Origin of the sequence: Burkholderia humptydooensis, from assembly GCF_001513745.1 — a bacterium.
Taxonomy (GTDB): Bacteria; Pseudomonadota; Gammaproteobacteria; order Burkholderiales; family Burkholderiaceae; genus Burkholderia; species Burkholderia humptydooensis.
On the sequence record NZ_CP013380.1, the window covers coordinates 2,669,199 to 2,695,882 of the forward strand.

Here is a 26,684-nt window from a genome sequence, read left to right on the forward strand (position 1 = left end):
ACGTGGCCGGCCACTTCGAATTACGCCATGCACAACCGATTCCGACCGTTTCTCGTTGCGTCCGCCGTGGCGATCGCGACCGTGCTGTCCGCCTGCTCGTCGGCGCCCAAGCCTCTTTACCAGCAGGAACAGTTCGACGCGACCGCGAGCCCGTACGCGCGCACGTTCCACGAAAAATCGGCTGCGACGTGCGAAGCCGCGCGCCGCGCGCTGCTGAGCCAGGGCTACATGGCGAGCGCGACGCGCGCGGATGCGGTCGAAGGCAGCAAGAACTTCCAGCCGAGCAACGATTCGCACGTCGTCATCGAATTTCACGTCGTCTGCGCGGACGCGGACGTCGACGGCGCGTCGAGCATCGCGTATGTGAACGCCGTGCAGGACCGCTACTCGCTGAAGAAGAGCAACACGTCGGCAAGCGTCGGCCTGAGCGTGTTCGGCTCGCTGTCGCTGCCGATCGGATCGAGCGACGACGCGATGGTCAAGATCGCGAGCGAAACCATTCCCGCCGGCGTGTTCTACGAGCGCTTCTTCAATCTCGTCGACCATTTCCTGAAGATCGACCCGGCGCGGCGCGACAAGGCGGCCGTCAAGGCGGCCGAGAAGGAACGCGTCGCGCCGCTGCCCGAACCGGCGGAGACTGCCGAAGGCGCGCCGATGAAACTGAAGACGCCTGTCGCGCCGACGCCGCCTGCGGAGCCCGTGCATCCGTCCGCGCCCGAGACGAACGCCGCGCCAGCGCCCGCTTCGGCTCCGGCCGCTGCGTCGGCGCCCACGGCCGCGTCGACGCCGACACCTACGCCCGCATCGGCACCCGCATCGGCACCCGCACCGGCTTCCGCCCCGACGCCGGCTTCCGCGCCCGCCCCGGCGCCAGCGGCGAGCCCGGCGTCGTCGATCGCGCCGGCGGCCGCGCCGCTCGCATCGGCAGATCAACCGGAGCGGGTGGAGAAATCGATCTCGACAACGGCAACGGCGACGATGCCCTCTTCGACGTCCGCTTCGACATCCGCTGCGACATCGACGCCAGCATCGGTACCGGCATCGGCCGCCGCGCTGCCCCCGATGTCGCCCGACGCGACGCAATCCGCCCCGCGCGAAATCAACGCGAACTGAGCCCGCCGTCCCGGCGCCCGCACTGCCTCGGGCGCGCCATCGCCATCGCCATCGATCGGCGCAGCGGAGCGCGCGACGGGCGTGGGGCGTGGGGCAAGGCCCGCTGCTCGCCGCAAGACTTCGCCGCGCCCAGCCACCGCCGACTCCGCTTACTTCGTCGTATATCCGCCGTTGATCAGGATCGTCTGGCCGGTGATCCACCAGCCGTCGCTGACGAGGTGGCGAATGAACGGCACGACGTCCTCGATGTCGGTCAGGCCCGTCCTCGAGAATGCCGACAGCGCCGCAGCCGTCTTGTGATACGCGACCGCGTCCGCGCCTTCGGCCGGATAGAAGAACGGCGTATCCATCGGGCCGGGGCCCACCGCCGTCACCGAGATGCCGCGCGCGCCGTACTCCTTCGCCGCCGCGCGCGTGAAGTGCTCGACGCTCGCCTTCGTCCCCGCGTAGGCCGCGTAGAACGGCGTGAATGCGCCGAGCAGCGACGTGACGAGCGTGACGATCTTGCCGTTGTCGTTCACGTGCTTGCCCGCTTCCTTCAGGAAGAAGAACGCCGTCTTCGAATTGACGGCCGCCATCTCGTCGTATTCGGCCTCGGTGATCTCGACGAACGGCTTCTTCAGCACCTTGCCGACGGTGTTGATCGCGATGTCCGGACGGCCGACCGCAGCCGCCGCGTCGGCGAACAGCTTCTCGACGGCGCCCGCCGTCGTCAGATCCGCCTGCAACGCGACCGCTTGCGCGCCGGCCGCCTTGACCGCCGCCACGGTCTCGTCCGCGGCGCCCTGGGATGCCGCGCTGTTGTAGTGAATCGCGACCGCCTTCGCGCCTTGCGTGGCGAGATCGCGCGCGATCAGCCCGCCGAGGTTCTTCGCGCCGCCCGCGATGATGACGGTTTTGCCCTTGATGCCGTGGTCTGCCATGTTTGCTCTCCGTTTTGACGCGCGGTGCCGTCCGATACGGCCTCGCATGCCTTCGGATGATATAGTCCAAAAAATCCTTATAAAGCCGTCACTTCTGACATCACCCGTCAGAAAATTCGACCAATTGTCGGTTAGCCCACGTTCCACCCCGCAACGATGACCCCGCTCGCCCCCGCACTCGCGCCCGCGCCGCCCGCCGCATCCGGTACGGCGGACATGCCGTCCCTCCCGCGTCGCCACGGAGCCGCCGATGGACCGCATTGACCTCTTCCGCGTGTTCGCGCGCGTCGTCGAATGCGCGAACTTCACGCGCGCGGCCGATACGCTCGGGATGCCGCGCTCGTCGGTATCGGCGGCGATCCAGGAGCTGGAAGGCCGCGTCGGCGCGCGGCTCTTGCACCGCACCACCCGCAAGGTGACGCCGACCCAGGACGGCGCCGCGCTCTACGAGCGCTGCCTGCGCCTGATCGCTGACGTCGAGGAAACCGAAAACCTGTTCCGCCATTCGATCGTCGGGCCGAGCGGCACGCTGCGCGTCGACATGCCAGGCCGCATCGGACGCCTGATCGTCGCGCCCGCGCTGCCCGGGTTTCTCGACCGATATCCGCAGATCAGCGTCGACCTCGGCGTCACCGATCGCGCGGTGAACCTGATCGAGGAACGCGTCGACTGCGTGCTGCGCGTCGGCACGCTGAGCGATTCGGGCCTCGTCGCGCGCGCGATCGGCGACCTGCCGCTCATCAACGTCGCGAGCCCCGCCTATCTCGCGCGCCACGGCGTGCCGCACACGCCCGCCGATCTCGAGCGCCATCAGCCCGTCAACTACGCGTCGCCGTCGAACGGGCGCATCGCGCCGTGGGAATGGACCGAAGGCGATGCGGTGAGGCGCGTCGCGCTGCGCGGGCGCGTGACCGTCAACAGCGCGGAGGCGTACATCGCGTGCTGCCTGTCGGGGCTCGGCCTCATCCAGATTCCCGCGTACGACGTCGCCGCGCACCTGCGCGCGGGCGAGCTCGTCGAAGTGCTGCCGAACCATCGCGCGGCGCCGATGCCGATGACGCTGCTGTATCCGCACCGGCAGCATCTGTCGCGACGCTTCCAGGTATTCGCCGAATGGCTGGAGGCGCTGCTACGGACGAAGGTGCTGTAGGCGTCGAAACGCGCCTCCGCATCGAGCGCCGCCTCGCACCTCGCGCCGCACGGCGCACCGCCCGACAGGCGCGGCGGCCGGACAACAAATATTACCCGGATATTATTGACATCCAATTTATGCCCGGATATAAATATCGCATTGTTCCGATCAATGAGACCGATGCGATGACGAACCCTCCTCTTCCCTCCCATACCGCGTTCGACGGCTACCGGCGCCTCGCGGCCGGCCCGTTGCCGGCGGTCGCGCTCGCGATCAAGCGGGCTGTCGCCAGCGACGCGATCGGCGGCGCGATCCTGATCTTCGACAACGCGACCGGCCGCTCGATCGACATCGACACGCGCGGCTCGGACGACGAAGTCGCCGCCCGCTACGCGCAAGCCGCGACGCCCGGCGAGCCGGCCGATGCGAACCACGAAACCGCATCCGACGCCGCCAGCACCGCCGGCGTCGCCCCGCTCGCGAACGGACCGCGCGGCCGCGGCCGCCCGAAGCTCGGCGTCGTCGCGCGCGAAGTCACGCTGCTGCCGCGCCACTGGGAATGGCTCGCGACGCAGCGGGGCGGCGCATCGGTCGCGCTGCGCCGCCTCGTCGACGAAGCACGCCGCTCGCACGCGCACAAGGACCGAAGCCGCCGCGCGCAGGAGCGCGCGTACCACTTCATGTCGGCGATCGCGGGCGACATGCCCGGCTTCGAGGAAGCGTCGCGCGCGCTCTTCGCGAACGACGGCGCGCGGCTGCGCGAGCTGATCGCCGGATGGCCCGCCGACGTGCGCGATCACGCGCTCGCGCTCGCGTCGCCGGGCGATGACGCGCCATCGCCCGACGCGCGCTGACCCACCCTGGCACACCAGACGACGATGACCATCGACTTGAATGCGGGCGCCTTGGCGCCCGTGACCGACGAGGTCGACGCCGTCGACCTGCGCATGACCGGCGCGATTCCGCGCGACCTGAACGGCGTACTCGTGCGCAACGGGCCCAATCCGCTGCGCGGCCGCTTCGACGGCGGCGGCGTGCTGTCATGGTGGCCGGAAGACGCGATGCTGCATGCGATAACGTTCAGCGACGGCCGCGCGACGCGCTACCGCAACCGCTGGGCGCGCACGCAGCGCTGGGCGCGCGTGTACGATCCGGCGCGCGCGCCGTTGCTCGTCGACACGAATCCGAACGTCAGCGTGCTCGCCCACGCGGGCGAGATCCTCGCGCTCGCCGAAGGCGGCGCGCCGCTCGCGATCACGGCCGGGCTCGACAGCATCGGCGCGGCGCGGCGCCATCCGGGCCTCGCGCGCGGGATGGCCGCGCATCCGAAAGTGATCCGCAAACGGGCGAGCTGATCGCCTTTCGCGCCGACTGGAACCAGCCGTGGCTGCGCTACGGCGTCGCGAACGCGGCCGGCGTGCAGACCGTCGACGCGGAGATCGCGTTGCCCGCGCCGTCGATGATGCACGACATCGCGATCACCGCGACGCACAGCATCGTGTTCGACCTGAACGTCGCGTATGACTTCTCGATGCTGTCGCACGGCCACCGGATGCCGCTGCGCTGGCACGACGAGCGTCGCGCGCGCCTCGGCGTCGTGCCGCGCCGCGGCGGCGATGTGCGCTGGTTCGACGTCGCGCCGTGCTTCATCCAGCACGTCGTCAACGCGTACGACATCGATTGCCCGGCGATTGTGCTCGACGTCGTCCGCTATCCGTGGTTCCTGCGCGTCGCGCGCGACGGCCGCGGGTTCGACGCCAATCCGGTCGGCGCGCTGTGGCGCTATACGATCGATCTCGTCGCGGGAACCGTCGCCGAGCAACCGCTCGACGACGCCGGCATCGAGCTGCCCCGGATCAACGAGAGCCGCACCGGCCGCCGCCACCGGTTCCTGTATGCGGCAGAACAGCCGACCCACGTCGAATTGCGCGGCGTCGTCCGCTATGACGTCGACGTCGGCTCGACGCAGCGCTACCGGGTGCCGCCCGGCGACCAGAACAGCGAGCCGGTGTTCGTCCCGCGCCCGGGCGCGATCGATGAGGACGACGGGTGGCTCCTCGCCTGCGTGTATCGCCATGCAACGGATACGAGCGACGTCGTGATCCTCGACGGCCGGTCGATCGACGACGGGCCGATCGCGACCGTGCACCTGCCGCGACGCATCCCGGCGGGTTTTCACGGCGCTTGGCTGCCGGGCAACGGCTGAGCGGGATCGATGCGGCGAATCCGCGCCGTTCGCCGCATGCAATCTTCGCTTCACATTCATTCCAACAATTACTAGAATGTTGGCATGAGAGACGCCAAAGACCATCTGTACCTCCAGGTTTCGCGCATCGGCAAGGCGATGTCGAGCCCGAAGCGGCTCGAACTGATCGAACTGCTGTGCCAGGGCGAAAAGACCGTCGAGATGCTCGCGTCGCAGGCCGACATCAGCGTGAAGCTCGCCAGCGCCCATTTGAAGGAGCTGCGTCAGGCGCGCATGGTGGACAGCCGCAAGGAAGGCAAATATGTGCTCTACCGCCTCGCCGGCGACAGCGTCGCGAACCTGTGGGTCGCGTTGCGCGCCGAGGCGGAAGAACGTCTCGTCGAGCTGCAAATGGCGCTCGGCGCGATCGTCGAGCATCGCGACCCACTGCACGGAATGAACCGGCGCGACATCCTGAAAATGGCGGCGGCGGGCGAGATCGTCGTTCTCGACGTGCGCCCTTCGAGCGAGTACAGCGTGCGCCGCCTGCCTCACGCGCGCTCGCTTCCGCTCGCGGAGCTCAGGAAGCGGCTCGGCGAATTGCCGAAGGACGTGCCCGTCGTCGCGTACTGCCGGGGGCCGTTCTGCCTGATGGCCAAGGACGCGGTCGAACTGCTGCGCCGGCGCGGATACCAGGCGTTCCACTTGACCGACGGCGTCGCGGAGTGGCGCGCCCGAGGCCTTCCCCTCGAAGAATGACGAGGATGCGATGAAGACCCTGCTGATTCTCAACGATGCCCCTTACGGCACCGAGCGCGCTTACAACGGCGTCCGGCTGGCGGGCGCGCTGTCGAGAGGCGGCCACGAAGTCAGGATCTTCCTCGTCGGCGACGCCGTCGCCGCCGCGCACAAAGGGCAAAAGGTGCCGGCGGGGTTCTACAACCTCGAAGTGATGCTGGGAGCCGTCATTCGAAGCGGCGGAGCCGTCGGCGTTTGCGGGACGTGCATGAATGCAAGGGGCCTGGCGGTCGACGACCTCGTCGCTGGAGCGCACCGAAGCTCGATGGACGAACTGGCCGAATGGTCCGTGTGGGCCGACAAGGCACTGGTGTTCTGAGCCTCGCGCAACGACGAAAACCGTCATCACCGAGCCCGGATCGCTCGGCCATCGTGATAACAGACATGGACAGCAAACAGCATTGGGAAGCGGTGTATCGCACGAAGGCGGCCGACGCGCTCAGTTGGTATCGCCCGCACCTGGACACCTCGCTCCGCTTGATCGACCGATTCGCCCCCGGCCTCGGCGCGAACATCATCGATGCGGGCGGCGGCGAGTCGACCCTGGTCGACGACCTGCTCGCGCGCGGCTACGAGCACGTGACGGTGGCCGACGTGTCGAGCATCGCGCTCGACGTCGCGCGACGCCGGCTCGGCGACGCCGCGTCGCGCGTCCGGTGGATGGACGCCGACATCACGCAGGCGGATCTGCCCGCGAACGAATACGACGTATGGCACGACCGCGCCGTGTTCCACTTCCTCACCGAGCGCGCGGCGCGACGCGCATACGTCGAGCGGCTGTCGGCGTCGCTGAAATCCGGCGGCTGCGTCGTCATCGCCACGTTCGGGCCGGCGGGTCCCGCGCGCTGCAGCGGCCTCGACGTCGTCCGATACGGCCCGGACGAACTGTCGCGGGAATTGGGCGCCGGCTTCGCGTTGGTCGAAGCCTCGTACGAGACGCACCGCACGCCGGCCGACGCCGCCCAGCAGTTTCTCCATTGCGTGTTTCGCAAGGCCTGAAGACGGCCGCGCCGCCGGCATCGTCACTCGACCGTCACCGACTTCGCGAGATTGCGGGGCTTGTCGATGTCGGTCCCGCGCGCGAGCGCCGCATGAAACGCCAGCAGTTGCATCGGGATCGCATGCAGGATCGGCGACAGCGGACCGTAGTACTCGGTGAGGCGAATCACGTCGATGCCCGGCGCGCTCGCGAGCCCGCAGTCGACGTCGGCGAACACGAAGAGCCTGCCGTTGCGCGCGCTCACCTCGTGCATGTTCGAGCGCAGCTTCTCGAGCAGCCGGTCGTTCGGCGCAACCGCGATGACGGGCATCTCGTCGCTCACGAGCGCGAGCGGGCCGTGCTTCAACTCGCCCGCCGCATACGCCTCCGCGTGGATGTACGAAATCTCCTTCATCTTCAGCGCGCCTTCGAGCGCGATCGGATAGTGCATCCCGCGGCCGAGGAACAGCATGTTCTCGCGCCGCGCGAGCCGCTCGGACCACGCGATGATCTGCGGCTCGAGCGCGAGCACCTTGCTCATCGCATCGGGCAGATGGCGCAGCGCATGCAGGTGCCGCTTCTCGTCCTCGTCGGGCAACCGTGCGCGCACCTGCGCGAGCGCGAGCGTCAGCAGGAACAGCGCGACCAACTGCGTCGTGAACGCCTTCGTCGACGCGACGCCGACCTCGATGCCCGCCCGCGTGATGAAGCTCGACGCGCATTCGCGCACGAGCGCGCTCGTCGGCACGTTGCAGATCGCGAGCGTGTTCAGCATGTCGAGCCGCTTCGCCGCGTGCACCGCGCCGAGCACGTCGGCCGTCTCGCCGCTTTGCGACACCGCGACGACGAGCGTCTGCGGATTCGGCACGCAGTCGCGATAGCGGAACTCGCTCGCGATCTCGACGTTCGCCGGCAAGCCGGCGATGCTCTCGATCCAGTATTTCGCGGTGAGCGCCGCGTGGTAGCTGCCGCCGCACGCGAGCAGCAGCACCGAATCCGCCGCGTTCAGCGCGCGCCACGCGCGGTCGCCGAACAGCTCGGGCATGATCGACGTGACGTCGAGCAGCGTGTCGGCAACCGCGCGCGGCTGCTCGAAAATCTCCTTTTGCATGTAGCAGCGATAGCCGCCGAGATCCGCCGCCCCGCCGTGCGCGGCGATCGTGTGCACCGCCCGCTCGACGCGCTGCCCGCTCGCGTCGACGATCCAGTGGCGATGCAACTGGATGTCGGCGACGTCGCCGTTCTCGAGATACGCGATCCGGTCGGTGACGTTCGACAGCGCGATCGCGTCGGACGCGAGAAAGTGCTCGCCGTCGCCGATGCCGACGACAAGCGGCATCCCGTCGCGCGCGCCGACGATCCGGTGCGGCTCGTCGCGGCACATCACCGCGATCGCATAGCTGCCGCGCAGCCGCGCAACCGCGCGCCGCACAGCGTCGAACAGGTCGCCGTCGTACAGATGATCGACGAGATGCGCGATCGCCTCGCTGTCGGTCTGGCTTGCGAACGCGTAGCCGTGTTGCTCGAGATCCGCGCGCAGCGCTTCGTAGTTCTCGATGATGCCGTTGTGCGACAGCGCGATCCGCGCACGGGTTTCGTCCGGCGAAGCGACGCCCGGCGCAGCGACGCCCGGCGAAAAATGCGGATGCGCGTTGGCGGTCACGGGCGCGCCGTGCGTCGCCCAGCGCGTGTGCGCGATGCCCGCATAGCCCGACAGCGCGCGGGCCGAGATCTCGCGCTGCAGCGTCGCGACGCGTTCGACGCTGCGCGCCCGGACGAGCCGCCGGTCCTGATAGACGACCACGCCGCACGAATCGTAGCCGCGATATTCGAGCCGCTTCAAACCGTCCACCAGGTTGGGCACGACGTCGCGCCGCGCCACCGCGCCGACAATTCCACACATATCGCTCTCCGTAAAACGATCCGCTCGGGGATCGATGAACGCGATGGTAGAATCGCCTGAATGGAATTTAATTTCAAAAATTTTAGTGTTTTGAAATTTATATGACATTTACCATCGATATGAAATTAAATTTCAGACCGACATCGCAGGAGAACCGCTTGGCCGACGCCCATCTCGACGAACTGGACCTTCGCATCCTCGCCGCGCTGCAGGCCGACGCCTCGATCTCGAACGTGGAGCTCGCCGAACGCGCGTTGTCGTCGCCGCCCACCTGCATGCGGCGCGTGCGCAAGCTGACGGAGGCCGGGATCATCGAGCGCCGGATCGCCGTCCTCGATCGCGGCAAGATCGGCGCGACCGTCACCGCGATCATCGAGGTCGGCCTCGATCGGCAGACGGCCGAGGACTACGACGCGTTCGAGACGTACGTCTGCGCGCAGCCCGAAGTGACGCAGTGCTATCGCGTGTCGCCCGGACCCGACTTCGTCGTCGTCGCGGACCTCGCCGACATGCCCGCGTACGACGAATTCGCGCGCCGGCTGTTCACGCACGCGTCGAACGTCCGCAACGTGAGAACGTTCTTCTCGACGCATCGCGCGAAATTCGAGGCGAACGCGCCGGTGAGCGTCACGCTCGGCAAGCGGGCGGGCGGCTGACGGCGTCGATCGGACGGGGTCGCTCGCGCCGGCGGGCCGTCGCTCATCGACGATGCGGTTCTGGCGTCATCCCCGCCTTCGCCTTCAATCACGATCGCATCAAAAACGGCCGGCCCCACGCGCCCCGAACGCATCGACGTCACGCTAACGGCGCCGCCCCGCCCGCGCGCGCGACGCCTCGCCGCCCGCCGCGGCGATCACCTCGGCAAGCCGCCGCGCCGCCGCATCCATCTGCTCGCGGCTGAATCCGCCGAAGCCGAGGACGAGGCCGGGGCGCGCCGTGCCCGGCGCGAACATCGGCGACACCGCGCGAACCGCGACGCCCGCCTGCGCGGCCATCGCCACGACGCGCAGGTCGTCGACGCCCGCCGCGAGCCAGAGCACCGCATGCATGCCCTGATCGCCCGGCTGCAGCCACGCGAGATCGTCGGGCAGCAGCCTGCCGACCGTATCGATCAGTTGCGCGCGATGCTCCGCATACACGCCTCGCACGCGGCGGATGTGGCGATCGAAATGCCCGTCGGCGATGAAGGCCGCGAGCACGTGCTGGTCCGCGGTCGGCGCGTGGCGATCCATCAGCACGCGCGCGCCGCGAAACGCGTCGACCAGTTCGTCCGGCGCGACCAGATAACCGAGCCGCAACGACGGAAACAGGATCTTGCTGAACGTGCCGAGATAGACGACGCGGTCCGGATCGAGCCCCTGGAGCGACGGAAACGGATAGCCCCCGAAGCGCAGTTCGCTATCGTAATCGTCCTCGATCACCCATGCGCCGTCCGTGCGCGCCCACGCGAGCAGCGCGCTGCGCCGCGCCATGCTCATCGGCATGCCGAGCGGATACTGATGCGACGGCGTGACGAACGCGGCGCGCGCATCGCGCGCGAGCCGGATGCCCGCGTCGACGTCGATGCCCTCCGCGTCGACCGGCACGCGCACCATCGCATCGCGCCGCCCCGCGCATTCGAGAATCGCGGTAATGCCGCGATACGCGGGATTTTCGACCCACGCGCGATCGTGCGCGCCCAGCAGCACCTGGCACGCGAGAAAGAGCCCCTGCTGCGTGCCGCTCGTGACGATGATCTGATCGGGCTCGCAATGCACGGAGCGGGACTTGCGCACATAGTCGGCGATCGCTTCGCGCAGCGGCAGCACGCCCTGCGGCTCCGCATAGCCCATCGGCGCGGCGGCTCCCTTCGCCCGCAGGCGGTTGCCGAGGCGGCGCCACACGTCGTCGGGCGCCGTCGCGCCGACCGGCACCGAAATCGCGAACGGCACCGGCGGCAAGGGCTCGAACTCCCTCGCGACGCGCGCATACGCGGCAGCCGGCTGCGGCAGGGCCGAACGCGCCGCCGACGTCTCGCGGCGGCGCGCGGCGCGCGGCGCTTCGCGAGCGATTCGCGAATGCGGCGGCTCGGCGAGCGCATGCGCGACGCGGGTCCCGACGCCGCCTTGCGACTCCAGAAACCCTTCCGCGATCAACTGCTCGTAGGCGTCGACCACCGTGCCGCGCGCGATCCGCAGCGACGCGGCGAGAAACCGCGTGGACGGCAGCGCGTCGCCCGGCTCGACTTCGCCGTCGCGAACGGCGTCCCGCAGCGCTTGCGCCAACTGCCTGCTCAGGTTGCCGGCCGCTCGGTCGAGCGCGCCGAGCGACGGAATCTCGATGATGCGGGCGCGTCTCGCCATAATTCCGGTTCACCAGAAACTGTTCAAACTGGCTCTACAGAATAAACCAGTTCGAGACGACAATGGCTGCATCGTTCAACCCCGATTTCAAACCCCCGACTTCAACCCCGATACGCTGCGCGAACGCAGCCCGACCGTGGAGCCGCCATGTACGTCCCCGCCCATTTCGACGAACGCCGCACCGACGTCCTGCACGCGCTGATCGCGCGACACCCGCTCGGCATCCTGATCACGCACGGCGCCGGCGGACTCGACGCGAATCACATTCCGTTCGAGCTCGCGCCGGGCGACGGACCGCTCGGCGCGCTGCGCGCGCACGTCGCGCGCGCGAACCCCGTCTGGCAGCACGTGTCGAGCGGCGACGAGGTTCTCGTCGTGTTCCGCGCGGGCGACGCCTACATCTCGCCGAACTGGTATCCGAGCAAGCACGAATTCCACCGGCAGGTGCCGACGTGGAACTACGTTGTCGTCCATGCGCACGGACGGATCGCCGTTCGCGACGACGAGCCGTTCGTGCGCGGCGTGGTCGCGCGCCTCACGCGCACCCATGAGGCGACGCAGCCCGTGCCGTGGCAAATCGGCGACGCGCCGAAGGACTACATCGACACGATGCTGCAGTCGATTGTCGGCCTGCAGATCGACATCACGCGGCTCGTCGGCAAATGGAAGATCGGGCAGAACAAGGAGGCGCGCGACATCCGCGGCGCGGGCGAAGCGCTGAAGGCGTGCGGCAACGATACGATCGGCGACCTGATGCTCGCGAAGGCCGACGAGAATCCGGAATAGGCGCGACGACGGCGGCGACACCGGATTCGTTTCGTTCGGAATCCGGAACTCTGGCGTCGCGCGCGATGCCGGGATCGTCGTTTCCGGCAGACGAACCGCGCGCCGGCGATCCGGCGGCGCGCCGCGTCGATCGTCGGCAGCGGCTTCCCGAAGTCGAAACAACGAAGGAACAGGTTCGAACGGGCATCGTAATCGACGCCCTCATGCTCGATCGGCGCCCACTCATCACCCACATCGCGATGCAAGTCGCTAATGACTGGTTCCATAACCTCGTACGGAACAATACTCCCGGTGCGATCCTGTATTTCATCGTTTGAATCGTAGGGACCACCCCAGACAAATACATATTCCTTGTCTTTGCCATCCCAAGGAGCTTGATTTGCAGGATCTTCGTAGCGATCGAAAAACCGACGCAGCATCGCCGCCTACTGCAGTTCCGGGGACGCGGAGGCAAACCACTCATCGCCTGGCTCGAAGTGACTTAGCTCAACGTTTTCGGCTTCCGGCGGGAGATCAAGATTTCGGTAGTCCATGTCCGTCTCATTCGTCCAGTCGGCCAGACTTACATTTCGTTGGAAATTAGTGTCCTCGATGGTAAGCATCGTGGTCTGTCCCATCGTGCTTCAAAAGGCTGGATATGCTTGTGATCGCGTGACCAAGTAACGGTCGCTCAACCTGATATCCACTCGATTGCACGACGAGGATCGGATAGAGGCGTGTACGCATCGCGTTCACGCGACGGCCACATCGCTTGGTCCAATAGGATCGTTCTCTGCCAGATACCGCGTCTGGTCGCAGTAAATCCCGCGCTGCTCGTAGAGCGCGCACGGCCACGACGTGAAAGCCGCGACCGAATCATGCACATATTCGGCCAACAGTTGATCGACAGCCGCCACCGGCGCGCCCGGCGCATCCCATGCCGACAGGATCATTTGCTCGTAGGGCGTCAAGGAGCGCGGCATCGGCGGATAGCTCTGGGGACCGGCGCGACGTTCAACCGGATGACGCAGGAATTCGATGTGCCGTATGAGTCGCTTCTGCTCGCGTAAAAGCTGCTTTGCTTGCTCTTCCGGGTCTTTCGGCACGTCGTAGACCCACTCGTTCGACTGGCAGGCGGGATGATCCGCGTCGGTTCCCGCTGGCACTGCCTTACAAAATGAATCGCTGAATTTCGCGTACCTATTCCCCAGCACGCGAGCATCCGCATTGTTATGAGCCAAGACGCCACGCCACCAAAAATTAAGGTAACGATGCGGCTGGATCAGCGCTTCGAGCGTGTCGCCGGATGCGGACGGCAGGGCAGCCATATAGTCACTGTACAGCTTCACGACTCGCGCGTCGTCACGCAAATCGAAGTCCGCCCTGAAATCTACCTTCATCTGATCAAGAGGCGTCAAAGGCACTCCCGCGCGCAAGGCTTCGGCGAACATATGGCGCAGTGGAATCAACGACAGATCTTGGTGCCGCCCCTGCTCATCTGGTCCATATCCGCCTCCGACATCGGAATGCACGCCGGGGTACACGACCTCCTCGCAATTATCGGGGTAAGTCTTGTCGACGCGCACCGAATCGAGCGGAAACGCCTGCCGCACCTCGTGCGCGGCAACATAATGCACACAACGCTCGACCTCTGCCGGAATCGCCAACTCCGACGCCCAGTCGAGATGCAAGGCCGGACCACCCACCGAAGCGACTGTATCGAATAGCCCGATAAAGTTGATGCGCAACGGCACACGCACGCCGCTCGGAGCGTTCCAATACAGCTTCCCACCATCCTTTGAGCATTTTTGTTCGACAAATCGACGGGCAAATGCGCGTGCTTCCGTTGCTCCCCGAGAAAATCCAAAGATCGCCACGGTGATTTCGCGCATGTGCTTCCACGAGCCCGGCCCCCAGTCGACATCGAGGATTCGAGAAAATTCAGCCAACGCAAACTTGATGCGCAGATCTCCCCCGACACCCAGCCCCAGTCCGAGCGTTCCCCCTTCGTCGTCTTTCAATTGGTCGGTATAGCCGACGATCTTGGGGAATTGAAATGGCGTGCCGACTCCTGGCAAGTATCGCCGAAAGCATCCGGATTGCCTCGAGTCTATTGCGGCAAGAAACAGCTTTGCCACATTTGAATGTTTACGGAGCGGTAAGTCCCGATCCATGTTGTTGTTCGTGCCATCGAAGAAGAACGAGAGACTTGGATAGAGTCGGCATGCAATCATATCCCCCTTGGCAGGCGGACACTCTCGAAGGGCGCGTTTAAGGCCCCCATCGATCGCCACTTGTTTAAGCTCCTCGTTGCTAATTGGCTTCCCGCTTTGTCGGACCGTCATGACTGATCTCGCGTCTCGGTAGAATCATTTGTCCCAGCACTTGCTCGAACCGGGCGCAAACGCCAATTCGACCGTGTCGAGATTCCGAAAGATCACACACAGGTACGCATCGGTCTTGTATGGATCTGGGTCTTGGCGTGGACCGCCCGGTGGGAAATGCACTTGGACACTACGTTTCTCGCGCGGCATCGTGATTGCCTTGGTCTTCGGGTCTTCTTCCGTCCCCCAAATCCATGTTACGGTGACGGGCTTGCTCCAATCCTTCATCCCCGGAAAACAGCAAGTAGCACTCCCCCTCCCCCTTGGCTATCTACCGCCCCTGCCCAATACCTGCCGACATAGATGTCGACCGCATATCGATCCGTATGATTGACCGGCGTAATCGACAGCGCCCGCCTTTCTTCCGCTAGAGGATCATTGGGCAGAGCGCTTGAGCCCGCACAGGCGGTCAGCGCAAACACGGCGAAACATGCCGCCAAAGCTGTGTGCCGAAATTTGGCAAAGATCATCTTGTACGCCCCTATCAACGAATGCCGTGATTATGCTTGCAGCCTATCGTTCGCGGCCGGCAGCAACTGCGTCAACAACACAGCACCTTCAGACGTTGCGTCAAACGCTTCTCCATGCCGTGCAGCCAGTGCGCAGTATTCCATCCATGCGCCCGTTCCCTCAATGCCGCGCTGTCGAGCGCGATTGATCTGCCGACAGATAAACCCATATCGTTCACGCTCCGGCATGTCGGCAAGTACACTCGGCGCACGTTCTGCAAAATGCAGCAACACGCCGTCCGGCACACTCGCATCGATCAATGCATCCACCTGCCCCTGATCGAGCTTGAACGGCGGCCTGAGCGTCGCGGCGGAGGCCGGCATCCGAGCCTGACGCCAGTCGATCTGACGCAGCGCGCCTTCGCGATCCCAATACGTCCACCTCAGAATCGGCGCGAGCCATGCCTGACGCTGCGCGTCGGACAGCACCGGTCCTTTCACGAACAGCGTCTCGTCTTCCGCCGAACCGGCGAGCGTCGCGAGAATCGCCGGGTCCCAATACGCGAGCACGATCGGTTCGCCATCCGGCAAGCGCACGCGCAGAAACGACTTCAGATGCGCCGCGAGCGCTGCAAGCGGCAATGGCGATGCGAGCAGCGTCGCGCACGGCGATGACGGTCCATGTCGTTCCAGCCATGCGCGCGCCGATTCAAAGTGACTTGGGGGGATATAGACGAGGTGCGGCGAAACGGCCCGCACGTCCGCTCCGCCGTCCATCAGGCACGCGACATGATCCGATCGGACCGACAATGCACCGGGCAAACTGCCGTTCTGCAACGGGTCGACGAGCACATATAGGTGCGCCCCTAACGAATCGGCCTCGCCGAACACGGTTTGCGTATCCATCAGCCCCCCGTCGACACGAACGCCGATCGCCCCGCCGCGCGTTTCATCATGCACGGCACGCACACCGCATCCGGCTGCGTCGGCATCGGATACGGCATGCCGGCCGGGCCCGAGAAGCTGTGCATGCTGCCCTTGATGTCTATCTTGCCCGGCGCATGGATCTGGATGTCCCCGTCCTTCAGGCGGATGTACGCCTGCCCCGACGTGATCAGTATCTCCTTGTCCGCCGCGATCTCGATACGCTCCGTCGCCGACACGATTCGCACCGTCTTCTGGCCGATCAGATCGATCGTCTCGCGATGCGACTCGACACGCACGTCCCCTTTCGCGAACAGCTTGATCCCGTCCTGCGCGAACACGCTCACCTTCTCGCCCGCGCTTGCCACGAACGACTTCCCCGTCGCGACGAACGCGCTTTGGCCCGCGACGACGTTCACGTGCCGATCCGCCGACGCGTGCAGCGACTGAAACGTCGTCAGGCCCATGCCGCCCGCGCTGCCGAGCAGCATCGCCGGCACCTTGAAGCCGTTCGCGCTGCCCGTCCCGCCGCCCGACGTGCGCCCGCCGCTCAAGCCCGGCTCGACCGGCTGCCGCGTCGCGTCGGTCAGTTCCGTGAGCGCGTCGTGACCCGCTTTCAGACTCTCCGCGCGATGCTGCTCGCTCAGCGACGATTGCTGCGCGAGCACCTCGGCCGCGTCCTTCAGTTGATCGCGCGCCGCGTCCACGTCCAGTTGCTCGGCGTCATGGCGGGTCGAGTGCGTGCCGATGTACAGGCCGCGATTCGCGCGGACCGCGCCGTATTGGTCGGCATGCAACGTGAAGCCCGAGCCGAGATAGCGGCCGCGCGTGTTGCCCTGCTGAACGATCCCGTAGCCGAGCGTCAGATGGCTGTAGTCGCCCCGCGTCTTGCTCAGCAGACGCGCGCGCACCTGTCCGGTCGCATCGTCGAGCTGCATCTCGCTGTAACCGCCGCCGCCTCCGTATTCGCGCGACTGGAAGCCCGACAGCAGCCCGTCCGAATGCCACATCGGCGGCGTCGCCCCGCCCGGCGCGCGCGATACGATATACGGGCGGTCGCAGTCGCCGCCGACGAAATCGACATAGACGGTCTCGCCGCGACGCGGCACGTGTACGCCGCCGTACTGCTGCCCGGTATCCGACTGCGCGACCAGCAACGGCGGCGACGTCTCAAACACGTCGGGCGGACTCTGCCTGTCCCAATGGAATCGCGCGCGCACGCGGTTCAGCGGATCGGTCCAGACCTCCTCGCCGTTCGGTGTGACCACCGTCGCCATCTCGACCGACATGGCCGGCTTGCGATGCTCGAACGGGCTGCGGTATTCGATGTCGGTTCGCTGCGCGTCCACTTCGATGACGTAGAGGCCCGTCGCGCCGTCCTGCGGATGCGGCGCAACCGCGAACGCCGGGCCATAGCCCGAACGCGCCCGCTCGATGTCCGATTGCAGGCTGTACGGGAAATGCAGGCCCGAGCGGGCGATCGGCACGTTGTTCTCGATCGTCCAGCGGGCCGCGACGGCGACGAATTCCCGCTCCTTCGGATCGGCTTCGGCGTGCGCCGGATGATCGTTCAGCACGAACCGGCCGCCGACATCGACCCAGCGCGAGCCGCCGACGCCGGCGTATCGCCTCGACCGCGACTCGTATTCCTCCGCTCGAATGCGCGCCCACGCAACGCCTCGATCCGAGTCCGGATACCGGTACGCCCCCGCGCTATAGTCTTCGAGCGGCGGATACGGAATCGCCTTCTGCTCCTGCGTGCGCCAGTTCGTCTGCTCGACGTAGCGGGTCGTTTGCACCGACTGCCGGACCTCGAACGGCGTCGCCGGGCGCTGGTAGTCGCCGGAACGCGAGGCGACGTGCACGCTGTTCAACTGGCGCAGCGTTGCCCATTGCGTCAAGCCGTCGAACTCGTCGCCGGCATGGCCTCGATAGAAGTCGATCGGCTTGGCGTCCGGCAGCGCCTCGACGCGATCGACGATCCTGAGCATCGTCTTCTGCTCGCGACCGTCGTGGGTCCAGTAGCCATAGAGCCCTTCGTCTTCCATGATCCGGTTGACGAAGTGCCAGTCGGTTTCGCTCTGCCGGCAATACGAACGCTTCGCGAGCGCCCCGCTCAGCGCGAACCGGAATGCGCCCTGAAGCTGCGGATAGCGATTGAATACGTCGGACAGGATGTCCTGCGCATCGCGGTCGAGCCAGAAATGCTCGTCGCGGCGATGCCGGAGAAAGTGCAGCGCCGACGAAAAGCCGATTTGCCACGACGTCAGGCCGCCGTCGGCCCCGAGCCGGCGCACGGTATGCACGTAGCCGTGGATCGGCCGGTAGTCGGCATTCAGGTCGAGCACGCCGCGCGGCTGCTGGAGCCACAGCGTCACGGGCTGCGCGATCAGCGCGTCGGGATTCAGGTCGTCGCGCGTGGTCGCGGCGTCGATTGTCCACGTGTAATCGCGGCCGAGCCTGGCGTCGCCGACCGCGCGCAACGGAATCAGCGTGTTCGCGCCGAGCGGCGTGTCGAGCTTCAGCAGCCGCTCGCGCTGCAACAGCCCACGATGAATCGCCTCGAAGATCGGCGCAAACGCCGCCTCCTGCGGCCCGCGTGGCCCCAACGTCATGGTTCAAATCCTTTTTTTTCTCAGGTTCGCCGGAATGGGGCGCGTCGCGCCCCTTGTTGTCAGGCGATCGAGCGCGGTATCGGTACCGGCGAACCGCCTTCTTTGGCGAATAAGGATACCAAATCTGCTGGGGAAAACTTGAAAGCAGCCAGCCCCCGGCGCGCCGGCCAAGTCTGGCTAACCAAAATGGACAGATATTTTGCGAATATTCCTCTACTTTTCACGCTGGAAAGATTGATACGTCAGGTCTTTCCGATTTCATTGTCCGCCGCGTCACCCGGCTGCCGGCTTTCTTGACCGGACGAGCCGGGGCGCCGTGTCTCACATTGCGCCCAATCCCGCCGCGGCGATCGACGCCGCCCACCCGAGCAGCGCGACGCCGAGCGGCGCGCTCAGCCGCCGGCCGTGCGGCAGGTTCTTCTCGGCCGACATCGCCGCGCCGATCGCGAGCATCCAGCCGACGCTGCCCGCGCCCACCACAAACATCAGACACATCAGCATCCAGCAGCACCCGACGCAAAAGAGCCCGTGGCGCATGCCGAGCGCGAAGCTGTCCCGCCGCGGATGCCTGCCCCGCCACTGCTCGCTCACGAACATCAGCGGCGAGCGGCACTTGTCGAGGCAGCGATACTTGAGCGGGCTGAACTGATAGCCGCCCGCGAGCGTCAGCACGATCGCGCCGACGAGCCATCCATGCCACGCGAGCCACGGCGTGCGCCGCGCGAGCGCGTGCAGGCCGGCGTCGCCGGCGTGGACGACGAGCCCGAACGCACTCCATGCCGCGAGATAGCCGAGCACGACGAGCAGCATCAGCCGGCTGCGGTCCGGCCGCGCGGCCGTCAGGCGCTCGAACGTTCGCAGCAGCGGCAGCACGGTCGGCAGCATCATCGCGACGATCATCAGCAGCCACGCGGCGACGTGCAGCACTGCCGGCACGATCGCACCCCCTGCCGGAATCAGCCGGCACAACCCGGCGAGATTCGTCGCGGACCAGTCGACAGGATGAAGAAAACGCGCATACGGGCTGCTGCCCCACATCCACAACGCGCCCCATGCCGCGACGATCGACGCGATCGCGAGCGGCACGAACACGCGGCGCGACGAAGTCGCGTTCATGACGATGCGCGCTTCGTGGATGCGCAACGGCGCTTCGCGCCGATACGCATTACGAATTGAACGTGAAGAAACCCTGGATCGCGTTCTGTCCGCTCAGGTCGAGATCGATGCCGAGCTTCTGTTCCTGCATGCGGAACGTGCCGGCCTTGCCGACGAACGCGGGCGATCCGGGGATCGTCGAGAAGATGCTCTCGACGAGCTTCGTCGGTTCGCCGGTCGGCCCCAGGTACGGTTCGAGCTCGGCGTAGGTGGTGTTGCCCACCTTCAGCGTGCCCCGACCGTCGCGCACGTCGAAATCGATCTGCGCGCGCTCGATCGCGATGATGTCGCCGAAGAGCTTCGAGAAATCGGCGAGCGGCCCGCCGCGTTCGCCGCGATAGACGCTGGCGAGCGCATCGAATTGCGCATCGGTCGCGCGTTCGTCGATGAAGATGATCACCCGCCAGTTGCCCTGCAGGATGTTGCCCGGCACGAACGCGGCAAACGCGACCGTCAGCCCCGACACGTCGACGTCGTCGATCCTGCCCTTGTCGTAGTGGTAGGCGACCGTCGCCCGGCACGTGCCGTTGTCGGGGTCCTCGCCGATCCAGCACGGGCAAAGCACCTTGCAATCGCATACTTCGAGTATGCGTCCCTCCAGGCTGTAGCTCATGATGACCTCCACCGCGACGAACATACCGGATTCGAGCCGGTCCATCGGTTAACTATATTCACGCCGCCCCGGCGTGGCGGCCCCTTCGCGACCCATGAAAACCCTAGGGTCTTTTACATACGAAACGCGGTTCGCCGCGTTTCCGTCGACGTGCGTCGAATGGTTGCGCGATCGAATGGCGCGCCGAAACGATGCGGCCGGCTGCTCGCGAATGTTTCATCACCAATTTCGCGGCCCGCCTGTGCTGCTCGCCGCTGCACAATCGGCCACGTCGGCTACCCGTCCGAGTGCATGAAACCGATCCGACCGTATTGTCAAACGAAAGGCGACGCCTATACTCACGTCAGACAACACACGACGCATAGCGAAACGAGGCGGCGCGAGACCCAACGCGCCAGACGGTTCACCGCCCGGCGCGCCGCCGATTTCCCACTTCGATCCAGACAGCGTTGCGGAGGCCACCGTGAGCACCGTCTACACAGCCCATGAATCGCCGCGTGCGATCGGCATAATCGCCCGGATCTACACCGCGTGCCTGCTGATCGGCTTCGCGCTCGTGCCCGCGTTCCTGATCGCCTACGTGCGATTCTTCGTCGATCCGCGGCTGATCTTCGAAAATCATCAGTTCCACGAACTGGCGATCGCCGCCGCGACGCTCGAGGGCCTGTTCGTCACCTACGTGACGTGGCGCTGCTATCTGTCGTCGGGCGAGCCGCTGCTGCGCTGGCTCACGCTCGGCTTCCTCGGCTTCGCGTTGATCTACTCGCTGCACGGCGCGTTCACCGGCATGGCGCACCGGAACATCTGGCTGTTCCTGCTGTACGGGCCCGCGTCGCGCCTCGTGATGTCGCTCCTGCTGCTCGTCGGGCAACTGTCGTACTTCCGGGACGCCGATCCGCCCGAGCAGCGCACGCGGTTCTCGACGTGGCTGCCGTGGATCGTCGGCTTCGTGCTCGTCTGCTTCGCGGTCGCCGCCATCTCGTACTCGCCGATCGCCGGCCATCCGTGGACGCGCACCTCGATGGAAGGCGGCGCGATGATCGTGTCGCTCATCAACGTCGCGCTGCTGCTCGCGCGGCGCATCCGCTCGCCGCTGATGCTCGTCTACGCCATCTCGGTGACGTCGTTCGCGCTGTCGTCGATCGCATTCATTCTCGGCAAGCCGTGGAATCATATGTGGTGGCTCGCGCATGCGATCTTCGCGGGCGGCTTCTTCATGCTGAGTTTCGGCGTCGTCCAGGCGCTGATGACGACTCGCTCGTTCGCGACCGTCTACAGCCAGCAGGATCTGATGGCGCGGCTCGCCGAATCGATGGCGCGCACCGAAGGCGCGCTGCAGGAGCTCAAGCGCACCAATCAGAAACTCGAGCACCTCGCGACCACCGATCCGCTGACGGGCGCGTCGAACCGGCGCAAGTTCATCGAGCAGATGCAGGCGGAAATCGCGCGCGCGAAGCGCGACGGCACCGCGTTCTCGCTGCTCGCGCTCGATCTCGACAACTTCAAGACGATCAACGACAACTACGGCCATCAGGTCGGCGACGTCGTGCTGCGCAATTTCGTGCGCCAATGCCTCGCGGCGATCCGCCCCTACGACCACATCGCGCGCGTCGGCGGCGAGGAGTTCATGGTGCTGCTGCCGCGCATGCTCGCCGACACGGCGAGCGGCATCGCGGAGCGCGTGCGGACCACGATCGCGAACGCGCCGTTCGGCATCGACGGCAAGCATACGCCCGTGACCGTGAGCATCGGCGTGTCGCAATACGGGCGCGACGGCGACACCGTCGACGAAATCCTGAGCGCCGCCGACAAGCTGCTCTATCGCGCGAAAAACGAGGGTCGCAATCGCGTGGTCTCGTCGTAGGCGGCAGGACGGACGCGAAGTACGCATCGTCGACGATTCGATCGGCAGCGTGCATGCCGACGCATCGCTCGCGCGCACCCGGCAACGCCGCGTGCGCACGTTCGAGTTCGTTTGAGCGGCGCGACAGCCGATTCCGGCCCAACTTCCGAGCGGCATCGCGCGCCGCCCACGTTGCGCACGCCACGCGGTTTGCGCGATTTTTTCATCGAACGAAGCACTCTATACGCCGAATCGTCGCGCCGCATTCCTAGAATGCCCGTCACGTTACAAACGAAGTCGCGCTCTGCGGCCTGCTCGACGCGAGCATCGCATACACGAACAACCAGTCGGGCAAGAGCGCATGAGCAGCACGCGCTCTATCGCTGCGCAGCCGTCATCGGAAATCTCCCAAACCCCGCTTGCTTTTCCACTGGCGGCGCTTTCGTGTAATGCGGCTTCAGCGATGCGACCTTGATTTATCAAGGTTTTTGCGACCGGTCGGGAATTTCGAGGAATAGTTGATGGTGCCGGGGACCGGACTCGAACCGGCAAGCCAGTTAAGGCGGCGGATTTTCGTCACACTGCTTCTTTCGAAGCCGGCGCCGCGCGGCGCCGTTCGTGCGCTGGACTATGCCTTCGCCATTGCGCGCGAGCCTTGCTGCCGCTCATGCGCGTTAGGCGCCCCCCGTCTAGTCTCTACACCTTCCCCGCCGCCGCGCTCTCGGCCGCTTCGGGGCTTGGCTCGGCGTTGCCTCGGCGCATCGCGCGCCAGGGGTTTCGCCGAATTTGAAGGGTTCTGCACCGGCCGTTTCCGGCCGGGCACTCAATCGTTTAAGTCCGCTATGTTTACCAATTTCATCACCCCGGCAAGGGCGGACGCGATTCTACCACTGCTCGCGCGCGCCCTTCCGATTTGCCCCTGAAAATGCAGCCCGAGCACGCTCGATCCGGCGTCGCCCGAAGCCGCCGCTCATTCTCCAGACATCGCCGCCGTCGACCGCCATCGCCGCCGTCATCAGTTCTTCATCGACGCCCCCGATAATCCCGTCGACGAAAACGTTTACACGCATCCGCCTCCCGCCTCATGACGCCGACCATCAAAGACGTCGCCGCGCTCGCCGGCTTTTCGATCGCAACCGTGTCGCGTGCGATCAACGCGCCGCACACGGTCCATCCCGCGACGCTCGAAAAGATTCACGCGGCAATCGGCGCGCTGCGCTTCCGCCCGAATCCGCTCGGCCGGCAACTGCGCAGCGACCGCACGCAATTGATCGGCGTCGTGCTGCCGACGCTCGCGAATCCGGTGTTCGCCGAATGCCTGCAAGGCGTCGATGAGCTCGCGACGCAAGCCGGCTTCAAGCTGATCGTGATGTCGACCGAATACGACGCGATGCGAGAGCGTCATGCGATCGAGACGCTGCGCGCGCAGCGCGTCGAAGGGCTGATGCTGACCGTCGCCGACGCCGACGCGCACCCGCTCCTCGACGAGCTCGACCGCGACGGCCCGCTCTACGTGCTGATGCACAACGACACGCCGCATCGTCCGTCGGTCGCGGTCGACAACCGCCGCGCCGCGTACGACGGCGTGCGGATGCTGATCGAGCGCGGCCATCGGCGCGTGCTGATGCTCGCGGGCTCGCTCGACGCGTCGGACCGCGCGCGCCTGCGCGTGCGCGGCTATGCGCAGGCGCTCGGCGAGCACGGGCTCGAACCGCTGCCCGCGCTCGAGCTCGATTTCAACGCGCCGGCGCTGCCGCACGCGATGCTCGCGCATCTGACCGCGCGCGCATCGCGGCCGACCGCGCTCTTCTGCAGCAACGACTGGCTCGCGATGGTCGTGATCCGCGGGCTGCGCGACGCGCGCCTCGCGGTGCCCGACGACATGTCGGTGCTCGGCTTCGACGGCCTCGCGGTCGGCGAGCTGCTCGCGCCGCCGCTCGCGAGCGTCGCGACGCCGAATCGCGAGATCGGCCGCGCCGCATGGCGGCGTCTTGCCGAGCGCATCGCCGGCAAGCGCCATGCGCAACCCGCGCTGACCTTGCCGCACGCGGTGCGCGATGGCGCGACCGTCGCGCCGCCGCGCGATGCGCACAGTGCGCGCGCGTCGCGCATCGCGTGAAACCCGCTTTCGCCCGCTTTTGCCCTCTTCGCCCCTTTCGCTTCGCCCATCCAAGGAGACCTGTCGTGACCGTCCGCCGTTCACCTCTCCCGCGCTCGCCGTTCGCCGCCGCGCGCCGCGCGTGCGCCGCCGTGCTGCTCCCCGTCGCGTCGCTCGCGCTGTCGCTCGGCGCATCCGCCGCGCACGCGGAAGACACCGCGATCTGCTACAACTGCCCGCCCGAATGGGCCGACTGGGCCGCGCAGATCGCGGCGATCAAGCAGAAGACCGGCATTCGCGTGCCGTTCGACAACAAGAACTCCGGCCAGGCGATCGCGCAGTTGATCGCCGAGCAGAAGAGCCCCGTCGCGGACGTCGTCTATCTCGGCGTGTCGTCGGCGTTCCAGGCGAAGGACAAGGGCGTCGTCGCGCCGTACAAGCCCGCGCACTGGAACGACATCCCGGCGAACCTGAAGGATGCGCAGGGCTACTGGTTCGCGATCCACTCGGGCACGCTCGGCTTCTTCGTCAACAAGGACGCGCTCGACGGCAAGCCTGTGCCGCGCTCGTGGGCCGATCTGCTGAAACCCGAGTACAAGGGGATGGTCGGCTATCTCGATCCGTCCAGCGCGTTCGTCGGCTACGCGGGCGCCATCGCGGTGAACCAGGCGCTCGGCGGAAGCTTCGACAATTTCCAGCCGGCGCTCGACTGGTTCCGCAAGCTGAAGGCGAACCAGCCGATCGTGCCGAAGCAGACCGCGTACGCGCGTGTGCTGTCCGGAGAAATTCCGATCCTGCTCGACTACGACTTCGACGCGTATCGCGCGAAGTACAAGGACCATGCGAACGTCGAATTCGTGATTCCGAAGGAAGGCACGATCGCGGTGCCGTACGTGATGAGCCTCGTGAAGGGCGCGCCGCACGACGCGAACGGCAAGAAGGTGCTCGACTTCGTGCTGTCCGACGAAGGCCAGAAGCTGTGGGCGAACGCGTATCTGCGGCCGGTGCGCGCGCAGGCGCTTAGCGCCGACGTCGCCGCGAAGTTCCTGCCGGCGGGCGAATACGCGCGGGCGAAGAGCGTCGACTTCGGCAAGCTCGCGGCCAGCCAGCAGGCGTTCGGCAAGCAGTATCTGCAAGTGATGCAATAAGCCATGCGCCAGGCGGCGCGCGCTTCGCCGTTCGCCGCCCGTCATCCTCATCCGCACGAGTCGATCCCACGATGTCCGATCTCACGTTCCCGTCGCGCTGGCGCATCGCGCTCGTCGCGCCCGCGCTCGCCGTGTTCGTCGCGTTCTGGCTGCTGCCGATGGTCTCGCTCGTGCGGGTGTCGGCGAACGGCGCGTTCGTCGACACCTATCTCGCGCTGCTGTCGAACCCGCGCTACATGAAGAGCCTCGCGTCGACGGTCGCGCTGTCCGCGGCCGTCACGCTCGCGACGCTCGCGCTGTCGACGATCGCGGGCCTCTTGCTCGCGCGCCGCACGTTCGCGGGCAAGCGCACGCTGATCGCGCTGCTCACGTTTCCGCTCGCGTTTCCGGGCGTCGTCGTCGGCTTCATGGTGATCATGCTCGCCGGGCGGCAGGGCTTGATCGGCATGCTGTCGCAAAAGCTCGCCGGCGATCGCTGGGTGTTCGCGTATTCGGTCGCGGGCCTGTTCGTCGGCTATCTGTATTTCTCGATTCCGCGCGTAATCGTCACCGTCATCGCGGCGGCGTCGAAGCTCGATCCGTCGCTCGAGGAGGCGGCGCGCTCGCTCGGCGCGTCGCGCTGGCACGTGCTGCGCGACATCGTGCTGCCCGCGCTCGCGCCGGGCCTCGTCGCCGCGGGCGCGATCTGCTTCGCGACCGCGATGGGCGCGTTCGGCACCGCGTTTACGCTCGCGACCGATCTCGACGTGCTGCCGATGACGATCTACACCGAGTTCACGCTGAACGCGAACATCGCGACGGCGGCCGGCTTGTCGATCGTGCTCGGGATCGTCACGTGGGCGGTGCTGGCGCTCGCCCGGAATCTGACGGGCCAGGCGACGGCCGCATCCGCGTGAGCAGGACGCAACGACGGACGAATCGCCGCCGTTGCAAAGAAAAGGTCATCCGGCGCCCGGGCGAGACGCCGGAACCGCGCGCCTCGACCGCCCTCGCCGGCGCGGCGATTACTTCTTCGTCGACGACAACTGCCCCTTCGGGTTGGTCAGCCAGTTGTTCGCGTTGACGACGAGCGTATTGGCGTTGGTGAGCAGCGTGCCGAGCGCGCTGCTGTTGATCGTGAACGTGCCGCCCAACAGGTTGAACGTGCCGTCGATCAGGTTGTCGCCGCCGTGAATGCGCTTGCACTGCTCCATCGTTATCGTTTGCATCGATCACTCCCTCCTCGTAGACAACAAAAAAGAACGGGGCTGCCACTCTCGTTCCGTATGCAACCAGACCCTGGCCATCGACAATCGCCCCCGCAACGTGCCGCATG

At 66.4% G+C, this 26,684-nt stretch carries 23 protein-coding genes and 1 pseudogene; 14 read left to right on the top strand and 10 right to left on the bottom strand.

Features of this window, described 5'->3' with window-relative positions; translation table 11 throughout:
* The first annotated feature begins 27 nt into the window (after positions 1-27).
* Positions 28-1,113, top strand: coding sequence for a DUF2242 domain-containing protein (locus AQ610_RS11995; protein ID WP_006026308.1), 1,086 nt, complete (start codon positions 28-30; stop codon positions 1,111-1,113).
* A gap of 149 nt (positions 1,114-1,262) precedes the next feature.
* On the opposite strand, the gene AQ610_RS12000 is transcribed toward AQ610_RS11995, so the two are convergent.
* Positions 1,263-2,036 (bottom strand): SDR family oxidoreductase, encoded by a 774-nt coding sequence (locus AQ610_RS12000; RefSeq protein ID WP_006026307.1) that lies wholly within the window; start codon positions 2,034-2,036, stop codon positions 1,263-1,265.
* A gap of 250 nt (positions 2,037-2,286) precedes the next feature.
* Here AQ610_RS12000 and AQ610_RS12005 point away from each other — a divergent pair, with 250 nt between their 5' ends.
* From AQ610_RS12005 to AQ610_RS12030, 6 genes and pseudogenes are all read left to right on the top strand, one after another.
* Positions 2,287-3,186, top strand: coding sequence for a LysR family transcriptional regulator (locus AQ610_RS12005; protein ID WP_006026306.1), 900 nt, complete (start codon positions 2,287-2,289; stop codon positions 3,184-3,186).
* 167 nt (positions 3,187-3,353) lie between these two features.
* Positions 3,354-4,022, top strand: a complete 669-nt coding sequence (locus AQ610_RS12010) for a DUF2239 family protein (protein WP_009911884.1) — start codon at positions 3,354-3,356, stop codon at positions 4,020-4,022.
* A gap of 24 nt (positions 4,023-4,046) precedes the next feature.
* Positions 4,047-5,374, top strand: a pseudogene (locus AQ610_RS12015) (carotenoid oxygenase family protein).
* An 84-nt stretch (positions 5,375-5,458) separates the two neighbouring features.
* The gene (locus AQ610_RS12020; RefSeq protein ID WP_006026302.1) at positions 5,459-6,112 is read left to right on the top strand and encodes an ArsR/SmtB family transcription factor; all 654 of its coding nucleotides are present in this window, start codon (positions 5,459-5,461) and stop codon (positions 6,110-6,112) included.
* A gap of 10 nt (positions 6,113-6,122) precedes the next feature.
* Positions 6,123-6,470: a DsrE/DsrF/TusD sulfur relay family protein gene (locus tag AQ610_RS12025; RefSeq protein WP_006026301.1), complete on the top strand. Its 348-nt coding sequence runs from the start codon at positions 6,123-6,125 to the stop codon at positions 6,468-6,470.
* A gap of 65 nt (positions 6,471-6,535) precedes the next feature.
* Positions 6,536-7,150, top strand: a complete 615-nt coding sequence (locus tag AQ610_RS12030; protein WP_006026300.1) for a class I SAM-dependent methyltransferase — start codon at positions 6,536-6,538, stop codon at positions 7,148-7,150.
* A 23-nt stretch (positions 7,151-7,173) separates the two neighbouring features.
* On the opposite strand, the gene glmS is transcribed toward AQ610_RS12030, so the two are convergent.
* Positions 7,174-9,033 (bottom strand): glutamine--fructose-6-phosphate transaminase (isomerizing), encoded by a 1,860-nt coding sequence (gene glmS / locus AQ610_RS12035; RefSeq protein WP_009911881.1) that lies wholly within the window; start codon positions 9,031-9,033, stop codon positions 7,174-7,176.
* A gap of 119 nt (positions 9,034-9,152) precedes the next feature.
* Here glmS and AQ610_RS12040 point away from each other — a divergent pair, with 119 nt between their 5' ends.
* Positions 9,153-9,689, top strand: a complete 537-nt coding sequence (locus AQ610_RS12040) for an Lrp/AsnC family transcriptional regulator (RefSeq protein ID WP_063840038.1) — start codon at positions 9,153-9,155, stop codon at positions 9,687-9,689.
* A 144-nt stretch (positions 9,690-9,833) separates the two neighbouring features.
* Here the strand turns inward: AQ610_RS12040 and pdxR are convergent, their stop codons facing one another.
* Positions 9,834-11,375 carry a MocR-like pyridoxine biosynthesis transcription factor PdxR gene (gene pdxR, locus AQ610_RS12045; protein ID WP_006026297.1) on the bottom strand — a complete coding sequence of 514 codons (1,542 nt, stop codon included), beginning with the start codon at positions 11,373-11,375 and terminating at the stop codon, positions 9,834-9,836.
* A gap of 147 nt (positions 11,376-11,522) precedes the next feature.
* Here pdxR and AQ610_RS12050 point away from each other — a divergent pair, with 147 nt between their 5' ends.
* Positions 11,523-12,161 carry an FMN-binding negative transcriptional regulator gene (locus tag AQ610_RS12050; RefSeq protein ID WP_006026296.1) on the top strand — a complete coding sequence of 213 codons (639 nt, stop codon included), beginning with the start codon at positions 11,523-11,525 and terminating at the stop codon, positions 12,159-12,161.
* Between the two features lie 65 nt (positions 12,162-12,226).
* Positions 12,227-12,478 (top strand): hypothetical protein, encoded by a 252-nt coding sequence (locus tag AQ610_RS12055; RefSeq protein ID WP_006026295.1) that lies wholly within the window; start codon positions 12,227-12,229, stop codon positions 12,476-12,478.
* 414 nt (positions 12,479-12,892) lie between these two features.
* On the opposite strand, the gene AQ610_RS31810 is transcribed toward AQ610_RS12055, so the two are convergent.
* The 5 genes from AQ610_RS31810 to AQ610_RS12085 form a co-directional block, all read right to left on the bottom strand.
* Positions 12,893-14,485, bottom strand: a complete 1,593-nt coding sequence (locus AQ610_RS31810) for a T6SS phospholipase effector Tle1-like catalytic domain-containing protein (protein WP_006026294.1) — start codon at positions 14,483-14,485, stop codon at positions 12,893-12,895.
* A gap of 539 nt (positions 14,486-15,024) precedes the next feature.
* On the bottom strand, positions 15,025-15,879 hold the full coding sequence (locus AQ610_RS12070) for a DUF4123 domain-containing protein (RefSeq protein WP_043282544.1): 855 nt from the start codon (positions 15,877-15,879) through the stop codon (positions 15,025-15,027).
* A complete protein-coding gene (locus AQ610_RS12075; protein ID WP_045554858.1) occupies positions 15,879-18,512 on the bottom strand; it encodes a type VI secretion system Vgr family protein in 2,634 nt (877 codons plus the stop codon). Before AQ610_RS12075 ends, AQ610_RS12070 begins: the two co-directional genes overlap by 1 nt.
* A 321-nt stretch (positions 18,513-18,833) precedes the next feature.
* On the bottom strand, positions 18,834-19,628 hold the full coding sequence (locus tag AQ610_RS12080; protein ID WP_043282651.1) for a DUF2182 domain-containing protein: 795 nt from the start codon (positions 19,626-19,628) through the stop codon (positions 18,834-18,836).
* Between the two features lie 49 nt (positions 19,629-19,677).
* A complete protein-coding gene (locus tag AQ610_RS12085; protein ID WP_009911879.1) occupies positions 19,678-20,280 on the bottom strand; it encodes a DUF1326 domain-containing protein in 603 nt (200 codons plus the stop codon).
* 463 nt (positions 20,281-20,743) lie between these two features.
* Between AQ610_RS12085 and AQ610_RS12090 the strand changes: the two genes are divergently transcribed.
* Positions 20,744-22,144, top strand: coding sequence for a sensor domain-containing diguanylate cyclase (locus tag AQ610_RS12090; protein WP_006026287.1), 1,401 nt, complete (start codon positions 20,744-20,746; stop codon positions 22,142-22,144).
* A gap of 863 nt (positions 22,145-23,007) precedes the next feature.
* On the opposite strand, the gene AQ610_RS12095 is transcribed toward AQ610_RS12090, so the two are convergent.
* Complete coding sequence (locus AQ610_RS12095) at positions 23,008-23,193, bottom strand: hypothetical protein (protein ID WP_009911877.1); 186 nt, start codon at positions 23,191-23,193, stop codon at positions 23,008-23,010.
* A gap of 14 nt (positions 23,194-23,207) precedes the next feature.
* On the opposite strand from AQ610_RS12095, the gene AQ610_RS12100 reads away from it, so the two are divergent.
* The 3 genes from AQ610_RS12100 to AQ610_RS12110 all read left to right on the top strand — a co-directional run bounded on the left by AQ610_RS12100 (position 23,208) and on the right by AQ610_RS12110 (position 26,265).
* On the top strand, positions 23,208-24,242 hold the full coding sequence (locus AQ610_RS12100) for a LacI family DNA-binding transcriptional regulator (protein WP_006026286.1): 1,035 nt from the start codon (positions 23,208-23,210) through the stop codon (positions 24,240-24,242).
* A gap of 65 nt (positions 24,243-24,307) precedes the next feature.
* On the top strand, positions 24,308-25,369 hold the full coding sequence (locus AQ610_RS12105) for an ABC transporter substrate-binding protein (RefSeq protein WP_009911876.1): 1,062 nt from the start codon (positions 24,308-24,310) through the stop codon (positions 25,367-25,369).
* Between the two features lie 71 nt (positions 25,370-25,440).
* Positions 25,441-26,265, top strand: a complete 825-nt coding sequence (locus AQ610_RS12110; RefSeq protein ID WP_006026284.1) for an ABC transporter permease — start codon at positions 25,441-25,443, stop codon at positions 26,263-26,265.
* Positions 26,266-26,373: 108 nt separating this feature from the next.
* On the opposite strand, the gene AQ610_RS36820 is transcribed toward AQ610_RS12110, so the two are convergent.
* Entirely contained in the window at positions 26,374-26,577 is a 204-nt protein-coding gene (locus AQ610_RS36820) for a hypothetical protein (protein ID WP_043282537.1), read from the bottom strand.
* Positions 26,578-26,684 lie beyond the last annotated feature (107 nt).